The sequence below is a fragment of the Rhizobacter sp. Root1221 genome, from assembly GCF_001425785.1.
In the GTDB taxonomy this organism is placed as follows: Bacteria; Pseudomonadota; Gammaproteobacteria; order Burkholderiales; family Burkholderiaceae_C; genus Rhizobacter.
Genome location: NZ_LMDI01000056.1, coordinates 101,738 through 122,678, shown reverse-complemented (window position 1 = coordinate 122,678; position 20,941 = coordinate 101,738). Strand labels below are relative to the sequence as shown.

Annotated in this window: 19 protein-coding genes; 12 read left to right on the top strand and 7 right to left on the bottom strand. The window is 69.3% G+C overall.

The annotated features are described in order from the left end of the window. Positions 1 to 53 precede the first annotated feature (53 nt). The gene (locus tag ASC87_RS26635; protein WP_157604384.1) at positions 54 to 1,004 is read left to right on the top strand and encodes a hypothetical protein; all 951 of its coding nucleotides are present in this window, start codon (positions 54 to 56) and stop codon (positions 1,002 to 1,004) included. Between the two features lie 123 nt (positions 1,005 to 1,127). Here the strand turns inward: ASC87_RS26635 and fdhD are convergent, their stop codons facing one another. From fdhD to ASC87_RS26625, 3 genes are read right to left on the bottom strand one after another with little or no spacing between them, the layout of a single operon-like run. Then, on the bottom strand, positions 1,128 to 1,931 hold the full coding sequence (gene fdhD / locus ASC87_RS26630) for a formate dehydrogenase accessory sulfurtransferase FdhD (RefSeq protein ID WP_082568980.1): 804 nt from the start codon (positions 1,929 to 1,931) through the stop codon (positions 1,128 to 1,130). Further along, complete coding sequence (locus ASC87_RS31305; protein ID WP_082568979.1) at positions 1,928 to 2,191, bottom strand: hypothetical protein; 264 nt, start codon at positions 2,189 to 2,191, stop codon at positions 1,928 to 1,930. Before ASC87_RS31305 ends, fdhD begins: the two co-directional genes overlap by 4 nt. Further along, positions 2,172 to 4,487, bottom strand: coding sequence for an FdhF/YdeP family oxidoreductase (locus ASC87_RS26625; RefSeq protein WP_056670172.1), 2,316 nt, complete (start codon positions 4,485 to 4,487; stop codon positions 2,172 to 2,174). Before ASC87_RS26625 ends, ASC87_RS31305 begins: the two co-directional genes overlap by 20 nt. Before the next feature lie 106 nt (positions 4,488 to 4,593). Here ASC87_RS26625 and ASC87_RS26620 point away from each other — a divergent pair, with 106 nt between their 5' ends. The 5 genes from ASC87_RS26620 to ASC87_RS26600 all read left to right on the top strand — a co-directional run bounded on the left by ASC87_RS26620 (position 4,594) and on the right by ASC87_RS26600 (position 7,628). Then, positions 4,594 to 5,700 carry a substrate-binding domain-containing protein gene (locus tag ASC87_RS26620; RefSeq protein ID WP_056670170.1) on the top strand — a complete coding sequence of 369 codons (1,107 nt, stop codon included), beginning with the start codon at positions 4,594 to 4,596 and terminating at the stop codon, positions 5,698 to 5,700. Positions 5,701 to 5,853: 153 nt separating this feature from the next. Next, on the top strand, positions 5,854 to 6,084 hold the full coding sequence (locus tag ASC87_RS26615) for a hypothetical protein (RefSeq protein ID WP_056670168.1): 231 nt from the start codon (positions 5,854 to 5,856) through the stop codon (positions 6,082 to 6,084). An 87-nt stretch (positions 6,085 to 6,171) separates the two neighbouring features. Then, positions 6,172 to 6,546 (top strand): response regulator, encoded by a 375-nt coding sequence (locus ASC87_RS26610; RefSeq protein WP_162255212.1) that lies wholly within the window; start codon positions 6,172 to 6,174, stop codon positions 6,544 to 6,546. A gap of 86 nt (positions 6,547 to 6,632) precedes the next feature. Next, a complete protein-coding gene (locus tag ASC87_RS26605; RefSeq protein WP_056670164.1) occupies positions 6,633 to 6,971 on the top strand; it encodes a hypothetical protein in 339 nt (112 codons plus the stop codon). A 162-nt stretch (positions 6,972 to 7,133) separates the two neighbouring features. After that, complete coding sequence (locus ASC87_RS26600; protein WP_157604383.1) at positions 7,134 to 7,628, top strand: hypothetical protein; 495 nt, start codon at positions 7,134 to 7,136, stop codon at positions 7,626 to 7,628. Between the two features lie 26 nt (positions 7,629 to 7,654). On the opposite strand, the gene ASC87_RS33630 is transcribed toward ASC87_RS26600, so the two are convergent. Then, the gene (locus tag ASC87_RS33630) at positions 7,655 to 9,424 is read right to left on the bottom strand and encodes a methyl-accepting chemotaxis protein (RefSeq protein WP_056670158.1); all 1,770 of its coding nucleotides are present in this window, start codon (positions 9,422 to 9,424) and stop codon (positions 7,655 to 7,657) included. Positions 9,425 to 9,457: 33 nt separating this feature from the next. Next, positions 9,458 to 10,006 carry a chemotaxis protein CheW gene (locus ASC87_RS26590; protein ID WP_369820797.1) on the bottom strand — a complete coding sequence of 183 codons (549 nt, stop codon included), beginning with the start codon at positions 10,004 to 10,006 and terminating at the stop codon, positions 9,458 to 9,460. Positions 10,007 to 10,292: 286 nt separating this feature from the next. Between ASC87_RS26590 and ASC87_RS26585 the strand changes: the two genes are divergently transcribed. The 6 genes from ASC87_RS26585 to ASC87_RS26560 all read left to right on the top strand — a co-directional run bounded on the left by ASC87_RS26585 (position 10,293) and on the right by ASC87_RS26560 (position 20,097). After that, positions 10,293 to 11,102 (top strand): sugar phosphate isomerase/epimerase, encoded by an 810-nt coding sequence (locus ASC87_RS26585; protein ID WP_056670154.1) that lies wholly within the window; start codon positions 10,293 to 10,295, stop codon positions 11,100 to 11,102. Between the two features lie 142 nt (positions 11,103 to 11,244). Beyond that, positions 11,245 to 12,318, top strand: a complete 1,074-nt coding sequence (locus ASC87_RS26580) for a poly(3-hydroxybutyrate) depolymerase (RefSeq protein ID WP_235582309.1) — start codon at positions 11,245 to 11,247, stop codon at positions 12,316 to 12,318. A 13-nt stretch (positions 12,319 to 12,331) separates the two neighbouring features. Next, complete coding sequence (locus ASC87_RS26575) at positions 12,332 to 12,808, top strand: hypothetical protein (RefSeq protein WP_056670152.1); 477 nt, start codon at positions 12,332 to 12,334, stop codon at positions 12,806 to 12,808. A gap of 291 nt (positions 12,809 to 13,099) precedes the next feature. Continuing rightward, positions 13,100 to 16,234 (top strand): hypothetical protein, encoded by a 3,135-nt coding sequence (locus tag ASC87_RS26570; RefSeq protein WP_157604382.1) that lies wholly within the window; start codon positions 13,100 to 13,102, stop codon positions 16,232 to 16,234. A gap of 10 nt (positions 16,235 to 16,244) precedes the next feature. Beyond that, entirely contained in the window at positions 16,245 to 17,942 is a 1,698-nt protein-coding gene (locus ASC87_RS26565) for an SWIM zinc finger family protein (protein ID WP_056670146.1), read from the top strand. 283 nt (positions 17,943 to 18,225) lie between these two features. Beyond that, a complete protein-coding gene (locus ASC87_RS26560; protein WP_056670143.1) occupies positions 18,226 to 20,097 on the top strand; it encodes a reverse transcriptase family protein in 1,872 nt (623 codons plus the stop codon). 46 nt (positions 20,098 to 20,143) lie between these two features. On the opposite strand, the gene ASC87_RS26555 is transcribed toward ASC87_RS26560, so the two are convergent. Next, complete coding sequence (locus tag ASC87_RS26555) at positions 20,144 to 20,374, bottom strand: hypothetical protein (RefSeq protein ID WP_235582308.1); 231 nt, start codon at positions 20,372 to 20,374, stop codon at positions 20,144 to 20,146. Beyond that, a complete protein-coding gene (locus ASC87_RS26550) occupies positions 20,371 to 20,934 on the bottom strand; it encodes a membrane integrity-associated transporter subunit PqiC (RefSeq protein ID WP_056670140.1) in 564 nt (187 codons plus the stop codon). Before ASC87_RS26550 ends, ASC87_RS26555 begins: the two co-directional genes overlap by 4 nt. Between the last annotated feature and the right edge of the window lie 7 nt (positions 20,935 to 20,941).

Genomic DNA, 20,941 nt, shown 5'->3' with positions numbered 1-20,941 from the left:
CTGGGTGAGTTCGAGCCGTTTGGCGACATCTTTCCATCCCGCAGGCCTACACCATGTCCGTTTTCAGTCGCATTGGCCTTTCGCATGCCACCAAGAAGCCCAAAGCGAGTGCCGGGGACAACTCCGCGCCAGCGCCGCAGCCGCGCAGTGAAAAGAGCCAGATATTTGGCTTCTCGCTGCCTGGCTTGAAGCGGCGTAGTTCGACCTCCGCCTCGGCATCGGCACCGTCCATGCCCCCCCGCAGCGCACTGCAGCCAAAGCCGGGCAAAGTGCTTGGGGAAAATTCGCTCGCGAGACTGATGCACGCCGATGAACCAACCGCGTTCACGGCCAATTTCATCCGCGGGGAAGAGGAGAAAGCGGCCAGGCTTGCCCAGAAAAAGACTGCAAAAGTGAACTATGACCGGGCAGCCAAGGCCACCTCAGGCCACGAAGTCATCCACCAAGGGCCTGAGGACACGACCCAGCTGAATCGCACTGCCAAGGCGAAAGCTCGAGACGCTGGTGCCGAGATCTTTGAGTTGATGAAGGGTCATCCCCGAGGGGCATTCGATGCCGAGTTTGAACGAGGGGAGATTCCCGAGGAATTGCTTGCGCAAATGAAAAACCCCGGTGAAGTCGACCACGAAGACGTCATTCGCGCGTTCGAAGACAAGCAGCGCAGCTACAGCGACTATCTGCTGCATACGGCCGCTTTGAGTCTGAAGGAACTCAACCCCGGCTCCACGGACGAGGCGGAGGCGCTCCTGCAGAGCATCATCGAGAACCCTCATTTGCATCGCATGGAGGAACATGCTTTGCACGAGATCACTGAAGAAGCGACGCCCCAACAGGAGATCCTGGCCGCGCTTGCCGAACTTCCCGAGAGGCGGCGTGGAGACTTGATTGACGCGTTCGAAAGTCTGGACAAACCACATCCGCGGATGGAGATGGCGGCTCGCGGGGAAGCGTACTTCGACACCATCGACGCACGCATTGCGGAACTCAATCGACCGGGCCGCTGACGCGACATCAAGGCCCGGACTTGAGAAGGTCCTGGGCCATAGGCCAATGTTCCGCCGCACTTGAAGCCTGCAGGTGACGGCAACGCCGATGGTGTGCTGTTCCGTTCCGGGCCCCTGCCCACATCACACAAGCGGTCTACCCGGATTGCCGCCCGCATACCGGACGGCTTGTCCCGGCCGCACGAACCCGTAGAGCGTCAATCCGGCCGCTCGTGCAATGTCGATCGCAAGCGACGTGGGCGCCGAGATGGTCGCCAACGCCGGCACTCCCAGCCGGGCGCACTTGCGCACGAGCTCGTAGCTCGCGCGGCTCGACATCACGACGAATCCCTCGCCGTTCGCGAGGCCGGCGGCGGCGCGCCGGCCGAGGAGCTTGTCGAGCGCGTTGTGGCGGCCCACGTCCTCGGCCACGTCGACGATGTCGCCGCGGGTGTCGGCCCAGCCGGCCGCGTGGCAGGCACCGGTGGCGGCGTTGATGGGCTGGCGGCCGCCCATCGCGGCGAGCGCGCGCTGCACGGTGTCGGGGGTGAGCGACGCCACCCACGGCGCCGGCACGAGGGCCTCGGGCGAGAGATCGAGCCGCACGAGGCTGTCGATGCCACACAGGCCGCAGCCGGTGCGGCCCGCGAGTGATCGCCGCTGGTCCTTCAGCCGCACCTCGGCCGCGGTGGCCACGTCGATCTGCACCTCGATGCCCGCGTCTCCCTCGACCACCTCGATGCCGTAACACTCCGCGCGCGACAGCAGCAGGCCTTCGGACAACGCGAAGCCGAGCGCAAAGGCCTCGAGGTCGGTGGGCGTGGCCATCATCACGGCGTGCGAGATGCCGTTGAACACCAGCGCCACCGGGGTCTCGACGGCCACCTGGTCGGTGTGGGCCGGGCCGCCGTTGCGCCACACGTCGACGGTGCGAATGGGTTCGGTCATGGGTGTGCCAGGAAAGCGCGGCCCGCCGGGGTGGCCCACGCGCGCCAGCGGCCTTCGTCTTCCGCGATGCGCACGAAACCGGGGCCGGCCACGCCACCCAGGCGGGCGTCGCTCAGCATCGTGAACGTGCGCATCAGCACGCTGACACGCTGGTCGAGTTGCTTGGCCAGGCGGGTGAGGGGCACGCCATCTCCGGTGTCGAGTTCGGCCAGCCGCGCGAGCGCGGCGGCCTCGAGGTCGTCAAGCGGCCTTGCCCGCATCGTGGCACGTGAGCTTCACCGGGATGGACTTGGACGTGGGCGTGCGTGCACCGATCGCGAAGCTCTGCAGCGGCACCAGCGGGTTGGTCTCGGGGTAGTAGCTCGCGATGTTGCCGCGCGGGATGTCGTACTCGACCAGCATGAACTTGTCGGCACGGCGTTCCACGCCGTCGGCGTAGAGGCTGGTGATGTCGACCCAGTCGCCACCCTTCAGGCCGATCTGGCGCAGGTCGTCCTTGTTGATGAACACGACGCGGCGGTGGCCGTACACGCCGCGGTAGCGGTCGTCCATGCCGTACACCGTGGTGTTGTACTGGTCGTGCGAACGCACGGTGGCCAGCGTGAGCACGACGGTGTCGAGGTGGGCGGGGTTGCGGCGCGCGCGGTGCGCGAAGGTGTCGCGCGGAATCGGATGCGCGCGGAACTCGGCCTTGCCGGACGCGGTGACCCAGGTGCGCTCGGACGCCGTGTTGCGCAGGCGGAAGCCGCCCGGCGCGGTGATGCGGTCGTTGAAGCCGGCGAAGTCGTCGAACACGGCCTCGATGCGCTCGCGGATCAGGCGGTAGTCGGCCACGAGGTCGAGCCATGGGGTCTTGCTGTGGGGCAGCGTGGCCTTCGCCAGCTTCGCCACGATCATGGGCTCGGACAGCAGGTGCTCCGAGGCCGGCGCATTGAGCCCGGCCGACAGGTGCACCATGCTCATCGAGTCTTCCACCGTGACGCCCTGGCTGCCACCGGCCTGGATGTCGATCTCGGTTCGGCCGAGGCATGGCAGCAGCAGCGCCTGGCGCCCGTGGATCACGTGGCTGCGGTTGAACTTGGTGGCCACGTGCACGGTGAGGTCGCACGACTGCAAGGCACGCCACGTGGCGTTGGTGTCGGGTGTGGCGGCGGCGAAGTTGCCGCCCATCGCGAAAAACACCCTGCAGCGGCCGTCGAGCATGGCCTCGATGGTGCCCACGGTGTCGAAGCCGTGCGCACGCGGCGGCTCGAAACCGAACACCTGGCCCAGGCGGTCGAGGAACGCCGGCGTGGGCTTCTCGAAGATGCCCATGGTGCGGTCGCCCTGCACGTTGCTGTGGCCGCGCACCGGGCACACCCCGGCGCCCGGGCGCCCCAGGTTGCCGCGCAGCATCAGCAGGTTCAGGATCATCTGGATGGTGGCCACCGAATGCTGGTGCTGGGTGATGCCCATGCCCCAGCATGCGATCACGCGTTCGGCCGAGATGTACTGGCTTGCCACCGCATCGATCTGCGCCTTCGACAGGCCGCTCTCCAGCTCGATCATGGCCCAGTCTTCGTCGAGCACGTCCTGCATGAACGTGTCGAAGCCGGTGGTGTGTTCGGCAATGAAGGCCGAATCGACGATGGGGTCCAGGCCGTTGAGTTTCGCGTGTTGGTCGGCCTCGAGCACGAGCTTGCACAGGCCCTTGAGGAACGCGAAGTCGCCGCCGATGCGGATCTGCACATAGTGCGAGCTGATGGGCGTGGAGCCGAGGGTGGCCATCTCCGCCACGCTCTGCGGGTTGGCGAAGCGCTCGAGGCCCCGTTCGCGCAGCGGGTTGACGCTGACGATGCGGGCGCCGCGCTTGGCCGCGTCGCGCAGCTCGCCGAGCATGCGCGGGTGGTTGGTGCCGGGGTTCTGGCCCAAGATGAGGATCAGGTCGGCCTGCTCGAAATCGTGCAGCGTGACCGTGCCCTTGCCCACGCCGATGGTGGGCTTGAGTGCACTGCCGCTCGGCTCGTGGCACATGTTCGAGCAGTCGGGGAAGTTGTTGGTGCCGTACTCGCGCACGAACAGCTGGTACAGGAACGCGGCCTCGTTGCTGGTGCGGCCCGACGTGTAGAAGCTCGCGAGGTTCGGGTCGGGCAGGGCCTGCAGTTCGCGGGCCACGAGCGCGAACGCGTCGTCCCAGGCGATGCGCTGGTAGCGGTCGGTGGTGGGGTTGTACACCATGGGTTCGGTGAGCCGGCCCTGGTGCTCGAGCGTGTGGTCGGACTGTTCGGCCCACCACGACACCGTGTGCGCGCCGATGACCTCGGGCGTCGCCCGCCGGGACGTGGATTCGGCCGCGACGGCCTTGACGCCGTTTTCGCAGAACTCGAACGTGGACGTGTGGCTGCGGTCAGGCCAGGCGCAACCCGGGCAGTCGAAACCATCGGGCTGGTTGGCCGACAGCATGGTGCGGGCGCCCTTGGCGGGGGCGCCTTCCTGCAGCAGGTGTTTGGCGACGCTCTTGAGGGCACCCCAGCCGCCGGCCGGGCCTTTGTAGAACTCGATCTTTTGTTCGCTCATAGGTGGAAGACGGCATAAGGATCGCCCGACTGTAGCGACCATCGGTGACGCGCACAATAAGCGCCCCAACGCGCAGTTCATCGGCTGTGCACAGCACAAGCGAACCATGCACAAAGTCACGATCCACCCGCAATGGAGCATCATCGGCCCCGACGGCAGCGCCCTCGCGCAGCGCCTCGTCGACCTGCTGGTGGGGGTGCACGAACACGGCAGCCTGCTCGCGGCCTGCCAGGCGGCCAATGTGTCGTACCGGCACGCGTGGCAACTGATCCGGCAAGGCGACCAGCTCATGGGCGCCCCGTTGCTGGTGAAGTCGCGGGGCAAGGGATCGGTGCTGACCCCGCTCGGGGGCAAGCTCGTCTGGGCCGACCGGCGCATCCGCGCCCGGCTGTCGCCGGTGCTGGATTCGCTCGCGTCGGAACTGGAGGCCGAGATCGAGAAAGTCAGCTCGCCCAGCGCGCCGCTGCTGCGCATCCATGCGAACCACGGGTTTGCCGTCGAGGCGTTGCGCAGCCGGCTGCTGGGGTCGAGGGTGCCACACGAGTTCCGGTACTGCGGCAGCGTGGAGGCGGTGGCCGCACTGAACAACCAGGTGTGCGAGCTGGCCGGGTTCGCGGTGCCCATCGGTGAATTCGAACCCGCCGTGGTGGACCACTACCGGCCCTGGCTCACCGCGCGGGCTTACCGGCTGATCCATGTGGCCGTGCGCAGCCAGGGGTTGATGGTGGCCCCCGGCAACCCGAAGAAGATCTACGAACCGAGGGACCTGGCCCGGCCCGGCGTGCGGTTCATCAACCGCCAGCCCGGCTCCGGCACCCGGCTGCTGCTCGACTTGCTGCTGCAACAGGCCAAGGTGGCGCCGGCGCGCATCTCGGGGTTCGAGCAGTGCGAGTACACGCATGCCGCGGTGGCGGCCTTCGTGGCCAGCGGCATGGCCGACGCGGCGTATGGCGTGGAAACCCCGGCCCGCCAGTTCAAGCTCGACTTCATCCCGAGCCACCGCGAGCGCTACTTCCTGCTGTGCGACGAACGCAGCCTGGAGCGCGACGACGTGCAGGAGTTGCTGACCATCCTGCGCGGGCCGGTATTCCAGGCCGCGGTGGACGGCTTGCCCGGATACCAGGCGGCCGACGCGGGCCGTGTGCTGGGGTTGGCGGAGGCGTTCCAGTCGTTTGCACCTGCGCCGCGGGGCCGGGCGCGCGCGAAGGGCTGACGGGCCACTGTTCCGTCGGCAACAAATGAAACATGGGGACCCCTCCGACGCAATTGGCGTGAATCAGTGGATTCGAACAATGGGGACCTTGATCTCCCTGTTCGAAAGCGTTGTGCCATGCGAGTCCAGCCTTCCCGCCTGACGGCGGCGCCCATGTCCGTCAATCACCTGGAACGCCACCACGGCGGCACGGCGGTGCTCGTGACCGCGGTGGCACTCGGGTTCCCCGTCAGCATGCTGATGCTGGCCAAGGTCCTCGGCAGCGATGCGCTCGGCTGGGTGTTCGGCCTGATCCTGATGTTCGAGTTCGCGGCGTTGCCGTGGGTCGTGCTGTTCGGTGCCGGCCAGCTGCTCCAGCGTCTCTGGCGGCGCCGCCCCCGCTGACGGGCGCTCCGGGGGTCCCTCGAGCACCCCGGTGGGCCCGGACCCCTTAAAATGGGCGCTCGACAAGGTTTCCGGGGTGCCATGTCCATGTCCGCCACCAATGAAGAGGTGCGAGTGTTGATCGTCGAGGACGATGCCGACGTGCGCGACACGCTCGCCATGTTGCTCGAATCCGACGGGTACCTCGTGCAGGGCGCCAGTTCCGGCGAGGCCGCCATCGGCCTGCTCGACCACTTCTCCCCCGACTGCGTGCTGCTCGACCTGGGCCTCCCAGGCATCCGCGGCAGCGAGGTGGCGCGCCAGTTGCGCCAGCGGGTGGGCACCCAGTTGGTCATCATCGCGGTCACCGGCAGTTCGGCCGCCGCCGACCGCGACGAGGCTGAAATCGCCGGCATCGACTTCCTGCTCACCAAACCCGTGGGTGGAAGCGACCTGCGGCGGTTCCTGCCGCCCATCGACTGACCAACCGCTTGACCTCAAGGGGACTTGAGGTTCCAGACTGCAGTTCCTGCGGTCTCGTGCCGCGCTTTCACCAGGCACTGTCATCCATGTCCCACGATTCCGCCAGCGTGTTCCGCATCGACCGCCTTGCCGTGCCCGCTGCGGCGATGGGCCCCTTGCTCGCCCAGGTCGAACGCAACCAGGCCCGCCTGCGCGCGCAGCCCGGCTGCCGGCAGGCGCACGCGCTGATGCGCCCGGCCGATGCCGAGGGCTTCAACCTGATGACGGTGGTGGAATGGGCGGACGCCCGTGCCATGACCGCGGCCAAGGCCGTGATGGATGCACTGCATGCGGCCGAAGGGTTCGACCCCGGCACGTTCCGCCAGGGCCTGGGTGTACGCACGGAGTCGGCCGTGTACGGCCCGGCGGTGGTCAGCGCGCCTTGACCGTGCGTCCGGCCCCTTCCGGCCGGACGTGTTGGTAACGCAATGCAAAGCCGACCCGTTTCCGCATCGTCATTGCGTAAAGTGGGCACCGGTGCGGTGTTTTGCACCGACCGTGTTCCCACTGAGACTCCGCATGCTTTACACGCCTTCGGGCCCGCGCCCATGAAAACGGGCGAATTTCCGCGCGCCATGGCCGAGATCGCCCGGCACCGCACGGTGGCCGGCGCTCGCGACGCCATCGCCCGCGCCCTCGTCGACTGCGGCGCCGAGCACGTCCAGGTGTGGCTCGGCACCGAAGGTGAGGGCACGTTTGTCGAGCAGGGGGGGCACACCAGCATCTTCACGTTGCCGCTCATGGCCCATGACGACGGCCCCCTGGGCGCCTTGGTGGTGCGGGTCAGCGAACGCCTGGCCGCGTTCCAGATGGCCCACCTCGACACCTTCGTGGCCCACGCGGCGGCGGTGCTGGCCAACGCCCGCGCGTTCGAGGCGGCCGTGCTCGCCGAACGCGAAGCGCAGGTGGCACTCACCCGAACACGCGACGCGCTGGCGTTGGCCAACCAGTCGCTGCGCGCGATGCCGGTGATCGGGCTGTCCACCACCCCGGCCCGCGGCGCGGTCACCTTCCCGGCAGGCGACTCGCTGTTGTCGTTCTGACGCCCCGCTGGACCGCCGAGCGTCCGTCAAAAGCCTTCCCAGTCGTCGGTACCGTTGCGCGCGGCAATCGCGCCGGCGGGTGGTGTTGAAGGCAGTGAGGGGGCCACAACCGGCTTGGTCTTTCCAAAGGCCGGCCGTATCACGTTCTTCGCGCGGTCAGGTCCGCGGCGCTCGACGCTGCGTGGGCTGCCGGCCACGGACGCTGCCGCCTCGAAGCCGGACGAGACGGAGGCCTGTGTGCCCTGCGTCAGCTTGAACACCGCCACCGCCTGCACCAGTTGCCGTGCCTGCACCTTCAGGCTCTCGGCAGCGGCGGCGCTCTCTTCGACCAGTGCTGCGTTCTGCTGCGTGACCTGGTCCATCTGGTTGATCGCCTCGCCCACCTGCGAAACGCCTGCGCTCTGCTCGGTGCTGGCCGCACTGATCTCGCCCACGATGTCGGTCACGCGCTTGATCGAACTGACCACTTCGGTCATCGTGGCGCCGGCCTGGTCGACCAGTGCCGTGCCTTGTTCGACGCGCTCCACGCTGGCGACGATCAGGCTCTTGATCTCCTTGGCCGCTTCGGCCGAACGGCCCGCAAGGTTGCGCACCTCGCTGGCCACCACCGCGAAGCCGCGGCCCTGTTCGCCGGCGCGTGCCGCTTCGACAGCCGCGTTCAACGCAAGGATGTTGGTCTGGAACGCGATGCCGTCGATGACGCTGATGATGTCGGCGATCTTCTTCGAGCTGTCGTTGATGCCTTTCATCGTGTCCACCACCTGGCCGACGACTTCGCCGCCCTTGATGGCCACGGTGGATGCGCCCAGCGCGAGCTGATTCGCTTGTCTGGCGTTGTCCGCGTTCTGCTTGACGGTGGAGCTGAGTTCCTCCATCGAGGCTGCCGTCTCTTCGAGGGCCGACGCCTGTTCCTCGGTGCGCTGGCTCAGATCGTTGTTGCCCTGGGCAATCTGCGCCGATGCCGTGGCCACGGATTCCGAATTCTGGCGCACGTTCGACACCACCTTCACCAGGCTGGTTTGCATTTCCTTGAGTTGCGCCATCAGGCTGGTCGTGTCGCCCTCTCTGAGGTGGATGCGCACGGCAAGGTCGCCGGCGGCCACGCTGCGCACCAGCTCCGTGGCCCTTGCCGGCTCGCCGCCCAGCTGGCGAACGATCGAGCGCGCGAGCATCCAGCCGCCGAACGAGAGGAAGACGACCGTCACGCCGCCGCCGATCAGCATCGCCATCAAGGCCGCGCTGTAGGCTTGGTCGGCTTCGGCTTGCGATTTGTCCGTGAGCGCCAACTGGTAGCTGGCCAGTTCTTCTGCAGCTTCGAGCGCCTTGGCCTGCACGGGCCGTACCTCGCCCATCAACACCTTGGTCGCTTCCTCGTTCTTGTTCGCCAGGGCCAACGACACCGCCTTGTCCAAGGGGGCCATCATCGACAACGCGGTCGAACTGACTTTGGCCAACGCGGCTTTCCCGGCATCCGAGGTGATCGTCGCGCTCAGCTGCTTCTCCAGCTTGGCGAAGTCCAGTCGCAACTGGTCGAGGCGATCCTTCTCCTTCTTCATTCCGGCCTCGTCACTCAGCAACGCAATGTTGCGTACCGCGACGCCCGCGGTGCGAAGATTGATGATCATGTCTTTCGCGGCGATGACCTTGGGCACGCGGTCGTCGGCAACCTTGTCCAGGTGGTGCTTGATGGTGCTCATGCTGAATGTGCCCATCCCGATCATCGCGACCAGGAGAACGGCGGAAACAATCACTGCTGCTGTGAATTTGGTCGCGAGTGTCGCGTTCTGGAAGTTCATTGTCGATCCTTTGAAAATGAGAGTCGGGCTGGTTCACTGCAAGGTTTGCGCGGCGAGCCCCATGCCGGCGCGACACATGATTTCTTCGATGTCGACCAGGATCAGCATGCGTTGCAGAGCGGCGTGGTCGATCGTGCCGATGCCGGTGATGTAGCGCGCGTCCACTGCGGCGTTGAACTCCGGCGCCGGCTTGATGTGTTCGCCCTTGAGCTCGACCACGTCGCTGACCGAGTCGACAACGGCGCCGACCACGCGGCCGGCGACGTTGAGGATGACCGTCACCGTGAGGGCGTCATAGGCGGCATGCTCGAGGCAGAAGCGCAAACGCAGGTCGATGATCGGCACGATCAGCCCACGAAGGTCGAGCACGCCCTTGATGAACGCAGGTGCGTTGGCAATGCGGGTGGGGTTCTCGTAGCCGCGAATCTCCTGCACCTTCAGGATGTCGATGCCGTACTCCTCTTCGCCGAGTCGGAAGGTCAGGTATTCGCGGGCAGGCGTGCCAGCCTTGGGGCGGGGCGCAGCACTCAACGCAACGTTGGTGGTGTGCGCGGCCGGTTCGATGTTCTGCAGGGCGCTCAAAGGTGCCTCCGGGATGGAAGGTAAGGGCGACGCTTCGGGGGGGGGCATGCAGCCGTCGCTGGCGCTGCGATGTCTGTTCAGGTCGGGAGAGAAGGCGATCCCGCCTCCAGGTTGGCTATCGGCCAATGGCGCGACCCTGTGAATCATTTCTGATTCAGAGAGGCATAAATTGTCGAACAAGCCCCAAAAGGTGCCTCATTTGCACCATGGGGGTTTCGCCACGAAGTCCATCGCCCCCACGCCTGGTGCCTTCTCCGATCGATGTGTTTTCGATAGATTGCGCGCCATGACCCGACCGATCTCCCTGGCCGCCCTGACCGTGCTCGAACTGACACCGCCCGAGATGGTGTCGTGTGCGGCCGAGGCAGGTTTCTCGCACGTGGGCATCCGCCTGATTCCCGCCACACCTACCGAACCGCAGTACGACCTGGTCGGCGACACGCCGATGCGGCGCGAGGTGGAACGCCGCCTGGCCGACACCGGCACGGCGGTGCTCGACGTCGAGATCTTCCGGCTGAAGCCCGAGACCCGCGTGGCCGACTTCGAGGCCACCATCGCTTGCGCCGCCCACCTGGGCGCGCGGGCGCTGCTCGTGGCCGGCAACGATCCCGACGAATCGCGCCTCACCGACCGGTTCGCCGCGTTCTGCGACCTTGCCGCCAGCCATGGCCTCACCGCGAACCTCGAATTCATGCCGTGGACCGATGCGAAAGACCTGGTGCAGGCCACCCGCATCGTCACCGCTGCCGGGCGCCGCAACGGCGGGGTGCTGATCGACCCGTTCCACCTGAGCCGGTCGCGCAGCCGCATCGCCGACATCGCCGCGATCCCGCCCGTGCACCTGCACTTCATGCAGTTCTGCGACGTGCCCGCCGAGGTGCCGCACACGATGGACGCCATCCTCGCCGAGGCGCGGGCCGAGCGCCTGTTCCCGGGCGATGGCGGGCTCGACCTGCGGGGCCTGCTCCACGCACTGCCGCCCGGCCTGCCGATCAGCGTCGAGGTGCCCACGCACACGCTCGCGCGGTCCATGGGCGCCGTCGACCGCGCGCGGCGCGCGCTGGCCGGCACACGGGCGCTGCTCGCAGGCGCATGACCACGCTGCGCCGCGACCGCTTCGTCATCGAAGGGCGGGTGATTTTGCGACCGCCCATCGACGTGGCCAAGGCGTTCGTGTAGCCTGCAATTCTGCGGCACTGCAGCATCGCCGCCCTGTCGATTGCTTGACGGAGGTCCTGATGTCGTCCACGAGCTTTCCCCCTCGCGCCGCGCCGCTGCCTGGTCTCCAGGCCGATCTCACCCAGTGTTCCGTGTCGGGCTTGTCGTCCGGCGCGTTCATGGCGGTACAACTGCACCTGGCCCATTCCTCGATGTTCGTTGGCGCAGGCGTGGTGGCTGGCGGCCCCTACCGCTGTGCCGAGTCGTTCCGTGCGGGGGCCGTGCTCGCGGGCGATGCCTACGTGCAGGGTGCGCTGTTCATCTGCATGAACCCGCTGATCCCCCAGGCCGGCCCCGATCCCGAGCGCCTGCTGACCGCGGCACGGGCCACGGCCCAGCGGGGTGACATCGACCCGCTCGAACACGTGAAGGACCACCGGCTCTACATCTTCACGGGCACGAAGGACCAGGTGGTGCAGTCGTCGGTGGTGCGCACCACCGAGCAGTTCTATCGCAAGCTCGGTGTCACCGGGGCCAACCTGGCCTTCGTGGGCGACCAGCCTGCCGGCCACGCACTGATCACCACGAACCTCGAGGACAACGCGCTGGCAGCCAACTGCCCGCCGTACCTGAACCAGTGGCCCGAGGGGGCCCCAAGCGAGATGCAGAGCTGGACCATCCTGCGGCACTTGCACCGCAAGCTGCAGGCACCGGCCGATCGGCTGTCGGGCCGCCTCGTGCGCTTCGACCAGGCCGAGTTCTTCGGCGACGAGGGCACCTGCTGCTTCAGCCCGTACGGGTACGCCTACGTGCCGAAGGCGGTGGAGGAGGGCAAGGTCAAGCCCCGTGTGCACGTGGCGCTGCACGGCTGCAAGCAGGGCTACAACTACGTCGACCTCACCTACGGCCGGCCCGACCGGGCGAGTGACCCGCCGTACGGCAACCGCTACATGACCACCACCGGCTACAACGAGATGGCCGACACCAACGGCATCGTCGTGCTGTACCCGCAGGTCGAGGGCATCGACGACGGCCGCATCCAGAACCCTGAAGGGTGCTGGGACTGGTGGGGCTACAGCGCCCCGGACTACTACTCGCAGAAGGCGCCGCAGATCCGCACCCTCCACCGGATGCTGCAGCGGCTTGGCCAATGAAGGAGAACCGCCGATGCGCCGTGTGAATGCCTCGATGACGGATTCCGCCGTCGCCCGCCCGGAAGACCTGCCGCTCGCGCAGCTCCGCCTCGTCCAGTCGCCGCTGCCGCTGGTGCCCGCGGCGCGGGCCTGGTCGCTGCAGTCGCTGGCCGGGCACCTGCTCGTCAGCCAGTCCGCCAACGCTGCCCAGGCCGCCGCGGCGCTGCCCGCGATGGCACTCGACGGCACTGCGGCCACCCAGGGCGCGGCGATGACACACGCCATCGCCAAGCAGTGGATGTCGCTGCACGCGCTGTGGGTCGATGGTCTTGCCGAACTCGCCCAGGAGATGGGGCAGTTCCGCCACGCCAATACCCTGTCGAAGTATGTCGACCAGGAGGTCAACCTCGTGCAGCAATCGCTCGCGCTGGTGTCCAACCAGGCCACGGCCACCGTGCGGCTGCTGGAGAACATCCAGGTCAATGTGGCGTGGTGGCTCAGTAAAAGATGAGGCCGCCCCACGTCGCTTTGCTCCTGCCCCCCCGTGGGGGGCGCCCGCGGTCGCCCGGGGGACCCGGGCTCGGCGGTAGCTTGATCTTTCGCTTCGCTTCGCTCGCTCTCCTGGCGTTCGCGGTTCGGGGCGTTGCTCGCTTCGCTTGCTTGCCTTCTGTCGCGGCCTTGCCAGGGGAAGACCGAACTCCGTAGCGAGCGAGTCCACCACGGCGCGGCGTGGCCGCGACCCGTGCCAGAATCCGACTGGCGGTGAGGGTGCCGCGGTCCGCTGGTCCTGGGAGGGAGTCACTTGAGGAAGATCGCGTTTGCGACACTCGTTCGCCAACGTGCGCCCGCGCACGAATGCACGGTGGAGATCGTCGCGCTGGACCTGCCGGTTCGGCCCGGGGCCGATGTGGCAGCGCACTGCGTGGTCACCGTTCGGCAAGGCCGCCGCACGGGCGGTGCCTTGATCGAGGTGCGCGAGTCGTCGCTGACGCCCATGCCATGCACCGTCGAGGAAGCCCATCGCCGCGCACGGGATTTCCTTCAACGCCGCCTGGCCGCCGGCGAATCGCTCGAGCGGTCGGAGGGTTTCGACGGGCTGGTGTCACCCCCTCTGCCAGTCGCCAGCGCCACTGCGCCCGCGGCGGCGGAGGCTGCCAGTCCGCACCTCGCCGCCCTGGCGGCGCGGTTCTCGCCCTCGCGCTGGAAACTCGAATCGCCCACCCGCCAGGCCCGCACCGCGTGGCGTGTGGCGGAGTGCAGTGGTTCGCCACCACCGCCCGCGCTGGTGGCGCTCGTGCCGCGCCTCGTCGAGTTGCTGGAAACGGGCGACGACCTGCTGGACCTGTGCCTCGCCGTGGCCATCGGCCGCCTGCGCGATCCCGGCGCCACCGAGGCCATGCGGGTGTTGCGCGAACGCGGCCGCAGCCCGGCCACGCGCCGCGCGGCGCACCAGGCGTGGCTGCTGCTGCTCGACGCCGACGCGCGCGAGGCCCATGCCGCCACGCTGCGCGCCGATGCCCTGCCCGGCGGCGAGGCCGACACGGAGGCCGCATTCGGCGGCCCGGACGGCGCCCAGCGCCTGCTCGATGCCTATGACCTCGCGTTCGCGCGGGCCGATGCCCGCACCGCGCTGCTGGCGCTGCTCGCCCGGCTGCCGCTGGTGCCCGAGGTGTTCCAGGGCGTGCGTTACCTGTACAAGGCCGCCGAGGTGCGCGACGACGCCGAGGTGCTGGGCCTGCTCCACGCGCGGTTCGAGAACACATCGGCGAATCCGCGTGTCTCGTCGGCCGGCGTGCGGCGACGAGGTGGCAAGGCGGGCACGGCCTATGGTCCGCGCACGCGCAACTACTTCCGCCTGCGCGGCTGGCGCCACCTGCGCCGCCTGAGCAGCGTGGGCCACCCGGCCGCCCCGGCGCTCGCAGTGCACCTGCTGCTGGGGCTGGACGATGCCGAACTGCCGGACGCACGCGAGGAAACGCGGTGGCAGCTGGTCAACGGGCGCTACACACCGGTGCTGCGCCACTACGCCCGCAGCGCGGGCTGGCTGCTGGTGCCGAAGCTGCTGCTGGGCGGGCTCGACGGGGTGCACACGTCCGCACGAGGCACCCGCTGGTGGACCGGCGAGCCGCTCGATGAGTCGAAGGCTGCGGCCGATCGGGTCGACGGCCTGCGCGCGATGTGGGACCAGCACCCTGGTGCGCTGCTGCAACTCGCGATGTTCAGCCGGAGCGCGCTGGTGCATGCCGTCGCCGCCCGCGCGTTGCAGGACCACTCGGCCTTCGTGCAGCAGCAACCCGAGGCCGTGCTCTCATCGTTGTTGCTCAGCCCGTACGCACCCACGGCTTCGGTCGGGTTCGCGGCTGTGCGTGGGCGCATCGAACTCGCCCCGGAACCCGCGGCCCAGGTGCCGTGGCTGCGGCTGCTGGTGACCAGCCCGCTGCCCGCGGCGCGCGATTTCGGCCTGTTGCACCTCGCGGGCGACCCGGCTGCGTTTGCCGTCCACGTGCCGCTGGTCGTTGCGATGATGTTGGCCGAACACGGGCCGGTGCGCCGGCAGGGGCGTGGCCTCGCGTTGCTGTCGCCGCCGGTGCCGCTGTTCGCGGAACTGGCCGCGGCGCTGCTCGCAGTGGACCCTGCCGCGCCGGCGCTCGACACCGCGTGCGGGCAGATCGCCCAGCTGTTGACCACGTCGCTCGCCGAGCCTGCCGCCCGCGCGCCGGTGGAACCGGTGCTGTGCCTGCTGGAACAAGCCGCCACGCCGGTGGTGGACCTCGCGGTGACCTGGCTGCTGCTGCAACCCCACGGCCTGGCGGTGCTGCCGCCAGCCACGCTGACCCGCCTGCTGGGGTCGGACGACCCGCTTCGCCGCGCATGTGGCGTGCGGCTGCTGGCGTCCCTGCCTGACGAGGTGCTGCGCACGCAGGCGGACCTGCTGGCCGACCTGGCACTGCAGCCCGACGCCGTGGTGCGTGCGGCGGTGGCGCCGGCGTTGCGACGCATGGCCGAGGCCGACCCGGTGTTTGCCGCGACCCTCGCCGAACGCCTGCACGCCGCGCTGTTCCGTGCCGAGACGGGCGAGGGGGTGCACGACGACGCGTTGCAGTGGCTCACGCAGATGCTCGTGGCGGTGGCACCTGGCCGCGACCCGGCCAGCGTGTGGCGCGCGCTGCAGGCGCAGAGCGCCGGGGCACAGCGCTACGGCGCGTGGGCGCTCGCGGACCTGTCGCCGGCCGACTACAGCGTGCGGCAACAGGCCACGCTCGCACGGCACACCCACGTCACCGTGCGCACATGGGCGCTGCAGGCGATCGACGCGACGCTCACCGCGGCCTGGCCACCCACGCCCGAGCAGTCGGCCCACTTGCTGCCGCTCGCCGACGCCGAGTTCGACGACGCCCGCGCCGCGGCCTCGTCGTGGTTCGGCGAGCGCCTGCCCGATGCCTCGTTGACCACCGAACTGCTGATCGCGTGGGTGGACCACCCGCGCGACTGGGTACAGGCCCTCGGCCGCCAGCGCCTCGTGCGGCGCATGGATGCGGCGGAAGCCAGCCTGTGCCTCACGCGGCTGAGCCAGCACCCGAGCCCGCAGGTGCAGTTGTTCGTCACGCAGTGGCTGCTGGAGCTGCCGGCCGGCGACGCACAGGCGCTCGCCGCGCGGCTGCGCGCGCTGAAGCCGTACTTCCTCGCGGTGCTGAGCCAGGTGCAGCGCGGGCGCACGGCGAAGTCGCGGGTCATCGCCTTCTTGCGCGCGCACACCGAGGCGCCCGAGACGGCCGCCGTGGTGGCCGAGATCTTCGCGCGCCAGGTGGTCACGGCCAGCCTCACCGACAAGCCGCAGTTCATCGCGGGCCTGCGCGACATCGCGGCCCGCCACCCGCAGATCGACCTGCCGTTCCTCGTGTGGAAAGCCCCGGCCGTGCCGGCCTCCACGACCTGACCGGATCGCCATGCAATTCCGCTACCAGTACTACGGCAAGACCACCACCGACAACAGCGACACGGCGCAGGCCTTCAGCTTCGCGCCCGACACGCTGCGCCCGCCCACGTTTTTCGAGGGGCAGCTGCGCGCGGGGTCCCACCTGGCGTTCCGCGAAGCACTGTCGGCGCTGCACGCGGTGGTGGTGAGCGACCAGCGCTACCGCGGGCGCGACAAGTCTGCCTACCGCCAGTGGTTGGAAGCCAACGAGGGCCAGCTGCTCGCGCAATACATGTCGGAGGCCGAAGCCGTGCGGGCGGAAGCGGCCAAGGCCAGCGAGGAACTCGGGGCACTGCGGCAGCGGAAGCGGTCGCTGCTCGAGCCCTTCTACAAGGCCCAGCGGCGCTACTTCGACTGGCTGTACCAGGCCAACCGCGACGCCTGGTACGTGCTCGACCCGGTCATCACGGTGCATCCCGAGCGGCTGCTGTTCGAGGCCTTCAGCCAGGACGAATCCACGTACTGCGCGGTCAGCGTGGGCCACGGCGTGTTCGACCGCACCGGCGAGATGGCGTGTGGCACCACGAACATCGACTACTCGGTGAGCCTGTTCGAGGAGTTCCAGAAGATCCGCGACTACAAGGCCACGCGGTTCCAGGTGGACCCGTCCGGGTTCACGGCGGCCACCGGCGACGACCCGGCGTTCCACGAGGAAAAGATCGACCTGCCCGACAGCTGGGTGCGCGGTTTCCTGCAGGTGTCGAGCGCGATGATGCTGCCGGCCACGGTGGTGGAACTGCACCCGATGGACCTGCACAACCTCTGCGCCACGTTGCGGCAGCACCGCGAACGCGCGGGCCCGCGGTCGCTGCGGTTCGAGCTGCAGCCGGGCCAACCGGCCCGCATCGTGTTCGAGCCGTGGAACCTCGAACTCGTCACGCGGCGCAGTGCCATCGTGGGAGCGCCACTCACCGAACCCCGCAGCATCCGGCTCTGGGGCCGCCGCCGGCTGCTGACCCTCGAACGCCTGATCGCCGTGGCCACGCGGGTTCGTGTCCATCTGCTGGGCTCCGGCATGCCGAGCTTCTGGGTCGTCGAGATGGACGACATCACCGTCACGCTGGGCCTCTCGGGCTGGACGGCGAACGACTGGTCGGCGGCGGGCCGTTTCGACCTGCTGCAGACCCGCCACGACGTGCGTGATGCGGCCAAGGTCTCCGTGGCCGAGGCGCTGCAACGGGCGTGGGTGGCCACCCCCGCGGAACTGGCAAAGGCCACCGCATTGCCCGGGGCCGACGTGGCCGCCGCCTTGCAAGGCTGGGTGCAGGCCGGCCGAGCCGTGTTCGACTTGCCCGCCGGCCAGTACGCCTGGCGCGAGCTGTCGCGCGAGCCGTTGCCGCTCGAGCACCTGCGGTTCGCGAGCCCCGAGGAAGCGCAGGCGCTGGAACTCGTGAAGAAGCGGCTGGTGCGGGTGGACGAGGTGGCGCCGCGGGGGGCGGGCCTGACCGTCGGCGGCAGCGTCAAGGAAGGCCGCCGCGAGCACCAGCCGCGGCTCGTGCTCGACGCCGACGAGCGGCTGCAGGACGGCCAGTGCACCTGCAACTTCTTCCAGCAGAACAAGCTGCGGCGCGGGCCGTGCGCCCACATGCTGGCGGTGCGCCAGCTCGCCCAGCCGCAGATCGATGCCGCGCGTGATGCACGCGTGGCCGCTCCACAGGAACCGGCATGAGAAAAGTTCAGGCTAAACTGAAGGTGAGTGCAGCACGTAGGCTCTTGCAACCCGGGCGGTGTTTCGCCGTCCTTGCTCCCTGCTGTTCCACGCGTCACGGGCGCCGTCTTCACTGTGCCGCGCTGACACCCAGTGCGCAATGCCGGTATGGCTTGCCTCAAGCGCATTGGCGCACTGGGTGTCGCGCGGCGTCGAGTGGACTGCGCCCGTCCTCGAAGCCTTTCAGGCTCTTCGATGAGACACGTGCTGCACTCACCTTTCCCCGGCCGCAGGGGCGTGTCTCGTGACCGCCCGCCAGCCCACCCGCGCCGAACTCATCGAGCGCATTGCCGCGTCCAGCAAAGATGCCGTCGTCCTCGACGAGATGCGCCGCTTTGGCTTCTGGCCGGCGGATGCCGGCAAACCTTCGGTCGAAGCGGCCCTCATCGAACGCGAAGCCGAACTGGTGCAGGCCCTGAACCGCTTGCAGGCCGTGGTGCGCGAACGGGGCGACCCGGTGGCCGCGCTGAAAGCCATGCGCAAGGCGCGCATGGCCCAGGCCCGTGAACGGCGCGAGACCACCGCACAGGCCCGTGAGCAGAAACGCCACGAGCGCGCGTTGCGCTGGCACGCGGCCCGGGCCTCTCACGCCGGGTACCTCGGGCAAGGTGTGTCGGGCGGGTTGCAGGCGCCAACCGACGCCGAGGCCGCGTTGGCCCGCCTGCGCGAAGGCGGCCTGCCGCTGCTGGCCACGCCGCAGGCGCTGGCCGAGGCCATGGGCCTGTCGGTGCCCGAGCTGAAGTTCCTGAGTTTCCACCGCGAGGTGGCCAGGGTCACGCACTACCGGCGGTTTGCGTTGCCGAAGAAGACCGGCGGTGAACGCATCATCTCGGCCCCCATGCCCCGCCTCAAGCGGGCGCAGTACTGGGTGCTCGACAACGTGCTCGCGAAGGTGCCGTGCCACGCGGCGGCCCACGGGTTCCTGCCGGGCCGCAGCATCGTCACCAACGCCGCGCCGCACGCGGGGCAGGGCGTGGTGATCAACCTCGACCTGAAGGACTTCTTCCCGGGCGTGGCCTACCCGCGCATCAAGGGTGTGTTCGCCGCCCTCGGTTACCCCGAGGCCGTGGCCACCGTGCTGGCGCTGCTGTGCAGCGAGAACGTCAGCGACACGCTGGAGGTGGATGGCGAGCCCTTCCACGTGGGCGGCACCGCGCGCGAGCGGGTGCTGCCGCAGGGCGCGCCCACGAGCCCCATGCTCACGAACATCCTGTGCCGCCGGCTCGACCGCCGGTTGCAGGGGCTGGCCGCCAAGCTCGGCTTCCGGTACACGCGGTATGCCGACGACCTGACGTTTTCGGCGTCGGGGGACGGCGAGGCGCTGGTCGGCCGCCTGCTGCGCCAGGTGCACCACGTGCTGAAGGACGAAGGCTTCACGCCCCACCCCGACAAGCAGCACGTGATGCGGCGCGGCGCGCGCCAGGAGGTCACCGGGGTGGTGGTCAATGATGGGCCGTCGGTGTCGCGCACACAGCGCCGGGCGTTGCGCGCGGCACTCCACCGGGCCGGCACCGCGGGGGGCGGCCAGGCCACCTGGAACGGAACCCCGGCCTCCCGCGACACGCTGCTGGGGCAGGCGCAGTTCGTCCGCATGGTCAACGCCACGCAGGGCGGCAAGCTGGTGACCGCCGCGCGTGCGCTTCCGGTGGGCGGCGAGGCCGTGCGCCCCAGGGCGGCCGACACGTTCCGCCAACGGTCCGCCCGTGGCGAGGCGCCGTTGCGCGCCGAGGGGGCGTGGTGGGTGCCCGCACCGCGGCCCGTGCCGCAGCTGCAACTCACCGCGGGCCAGATCCAGGCACAACGCCAGGCCGCCCGCCAGGCGCGGCAGCAAGCCGCCCGGGCCACCGAGCCGGCCCCGGCGGCCACCGAAACCGCCACCGAAACTGCCACCGCGGAAGGCGACACGCCCGTGCTGACGCCGCCGCAGGTGGCGGTGCCGTGGGTGACGTTCGGGATCCAGGCTGGCCTGATGATGCTGGTGGCCGCGCGCAGCGGCAGCGCGCTGGCGTTGCTGCTGGCCTCGGGGTGGCTCGGGTACGCGCTGTTGCGGCGCAAGTTCGGCTGGTTGCGGTATGCCGTGGCGCTGGCGGTTCTGACGCGCTTGACGCTGGGGTGACTGGTTGGGGGGACGCGGCGCGGGCGCGCTCGCGCCTCGCCGGTCATCACCCCAGGCGCGTCACCTCGCCGTTCGACGGCGAGGCCGATTCGTGGAACAGGTCGAACAGGTACTGCGCGAGTTCGTCCTCGGTCACGAAATCCGGGATCACGAAGCTGGCCGGCCGGCGGGTGCCGTCGCCCACATGGAACGGCTGCCAGCCGGTGGCCGTGGCAGTGATGGCAACGACGCGGCCGAACACGTTGAAGCGGATCTCGCGGGCCCGCCCGGCAGTCACGCCGGGCACCCCCTGGTGGACAGCGACACCCCGATGCGGTCGGCCAGCGTGTTCACCGCGCGCCGATGTGCGGCGGCGAGGGCCAATGGGTCCGTGTCGGCGGGCTCGCGCAACGAGATCCCGCAAGACAGGTCGCCCGGTGCCACGGTCCAGCGGGCCTCGAGCCAGGTGCCGCGGCCGGCGGCGGATTCGAAACGGAGCACGTCCACGCGCACGCGTGACACGTCGCCCGGCGGCACCGGCGCGGTGCGGGCATCGCCCACGCCCGACCGCTGGCGCAGCCCGTCGAGCAGCGCGGCGCGCACCTCGTCGCGCAACGGGGCCACCCAGCGCTCCTGTTCGAGCATGCGCAGGCTGTCGTCCGGCAGCCGAACGACCCATTGCGGCTGGTCCACCGCGGCGGGCACACCCACCGGCCCCAGGTCCACGTAGCGGGTGGGCGCGGGCGCGGCGGCCGTGCCGCTACCGGCCAGCAGGCTGTGGAACCGTGTGGCCGGGGTGGACGAGCACCCGGCGAGGACCAGGGTCACGGCGGCGAGGACGGAGGGCAGTAGGCGCATGGTGGTG

Coding starts and splice junctions, on each gene's coding strand:
- ASC87_RS26635 (WP_157604384.1), top strand. CDS start 54: ATGTCCGTTTTCAGTCGCATTGGCCTTTCGCATGCCACCAAGAAGCCC.
- fdhD (WP_082568980.1), bottom strand. CDS start 1,931: ATGACCGAACCCATTCGCACCGTCGACGTGTGGCGCAACGGCGGCCCG.
- ASC87_RS31305 (WP_082568979.1), bottom strand. CDS start 2,191: ATGCGGGCAAGGCCGCTTGACGACCTCGAGGCCGCCGCGCTCGCGCGG.
- ASC87_RS26625 (WP_056670172.1), bottom strand. CDS start 4,487: ATGAGCGAACAAAAGATCGAGTTCTACAAAGGCCCGGCCGGCGGCTGG.
- ASC87_RS26620 (WP_056670170.1), top strand. CDS start 4,594: ATGCACAAAGTCACGATCCACCCGCAATGGAGCATCATCGGCCCCGAC.
- ASC87_RS26615 (WP_056670168.1), top strand. CDS start 5,854: ATGTCCGTCAATCACCTGGAACGCCACCACGGCGGCACGGCGGTGCTC.
- ASC87_RS26610 (WP_162255212.1), top strand. CDS start 6,172: ATGTCCGCCACCAATGAAGAGGTGCGAGTGTTGATCGTCGAGGACGAT.
- ASC87_RS26605 (WP_056670164.1), top strand. CDS start 6,633: ATGTCCCACGATTCCGCCAGCGTGTTCCGCATCGACCGCCTTGCCGTG.
- ASC87_RS26600 (WP_157604383.1), top strand. CDS start 7,134: ATGAAAACGGGCGAATTTCCGCGCGCCATGGCCGAGATCGCCCGGCAC.
- ASC87_RS33630 (WP_056670158.1), bottom strand. CDS start 9,424: ATGAACTTCCAGAACGCGACACTCGCGACCAAATTCACAGCAGCAGTG.
- ASC87_RS26585 (WP_056670154.1), top strand. CDS start 10,293: ATGACCCGACCGATCTCCCTGGCCGCCCTGACCGTGCTCGAACTGACA.
- ASC87_RS26580 (WP_235582309.1), top strand. CDS start 11,245: ATGTCGTCCACGAGCTTTCCCCCTCGCGCCGCGCCGCTGCCTGGTCTC.
- ASC87_RS26575 (WP_056670152.1), top strand. CDS start 12,332: ATGCGCCGTGTGAATGCCTCGATGACGGATTCCGCCGTCGCCCGCCCG.
- ASC87_RS26565 (WP_056670146.1), top strand. CDS start 16,245: ATGCAATTCCGCTACCAGTACTACGGCAAGACCACCACCGACAACAGC.
- ASC87_RS26550 (WP_056670140.1), bottom strand. CDS start 20,934: ATGCGCCTACTGCCCTCCGTCCTCGCCGCCGTGACCCTGGTCCTCGCC.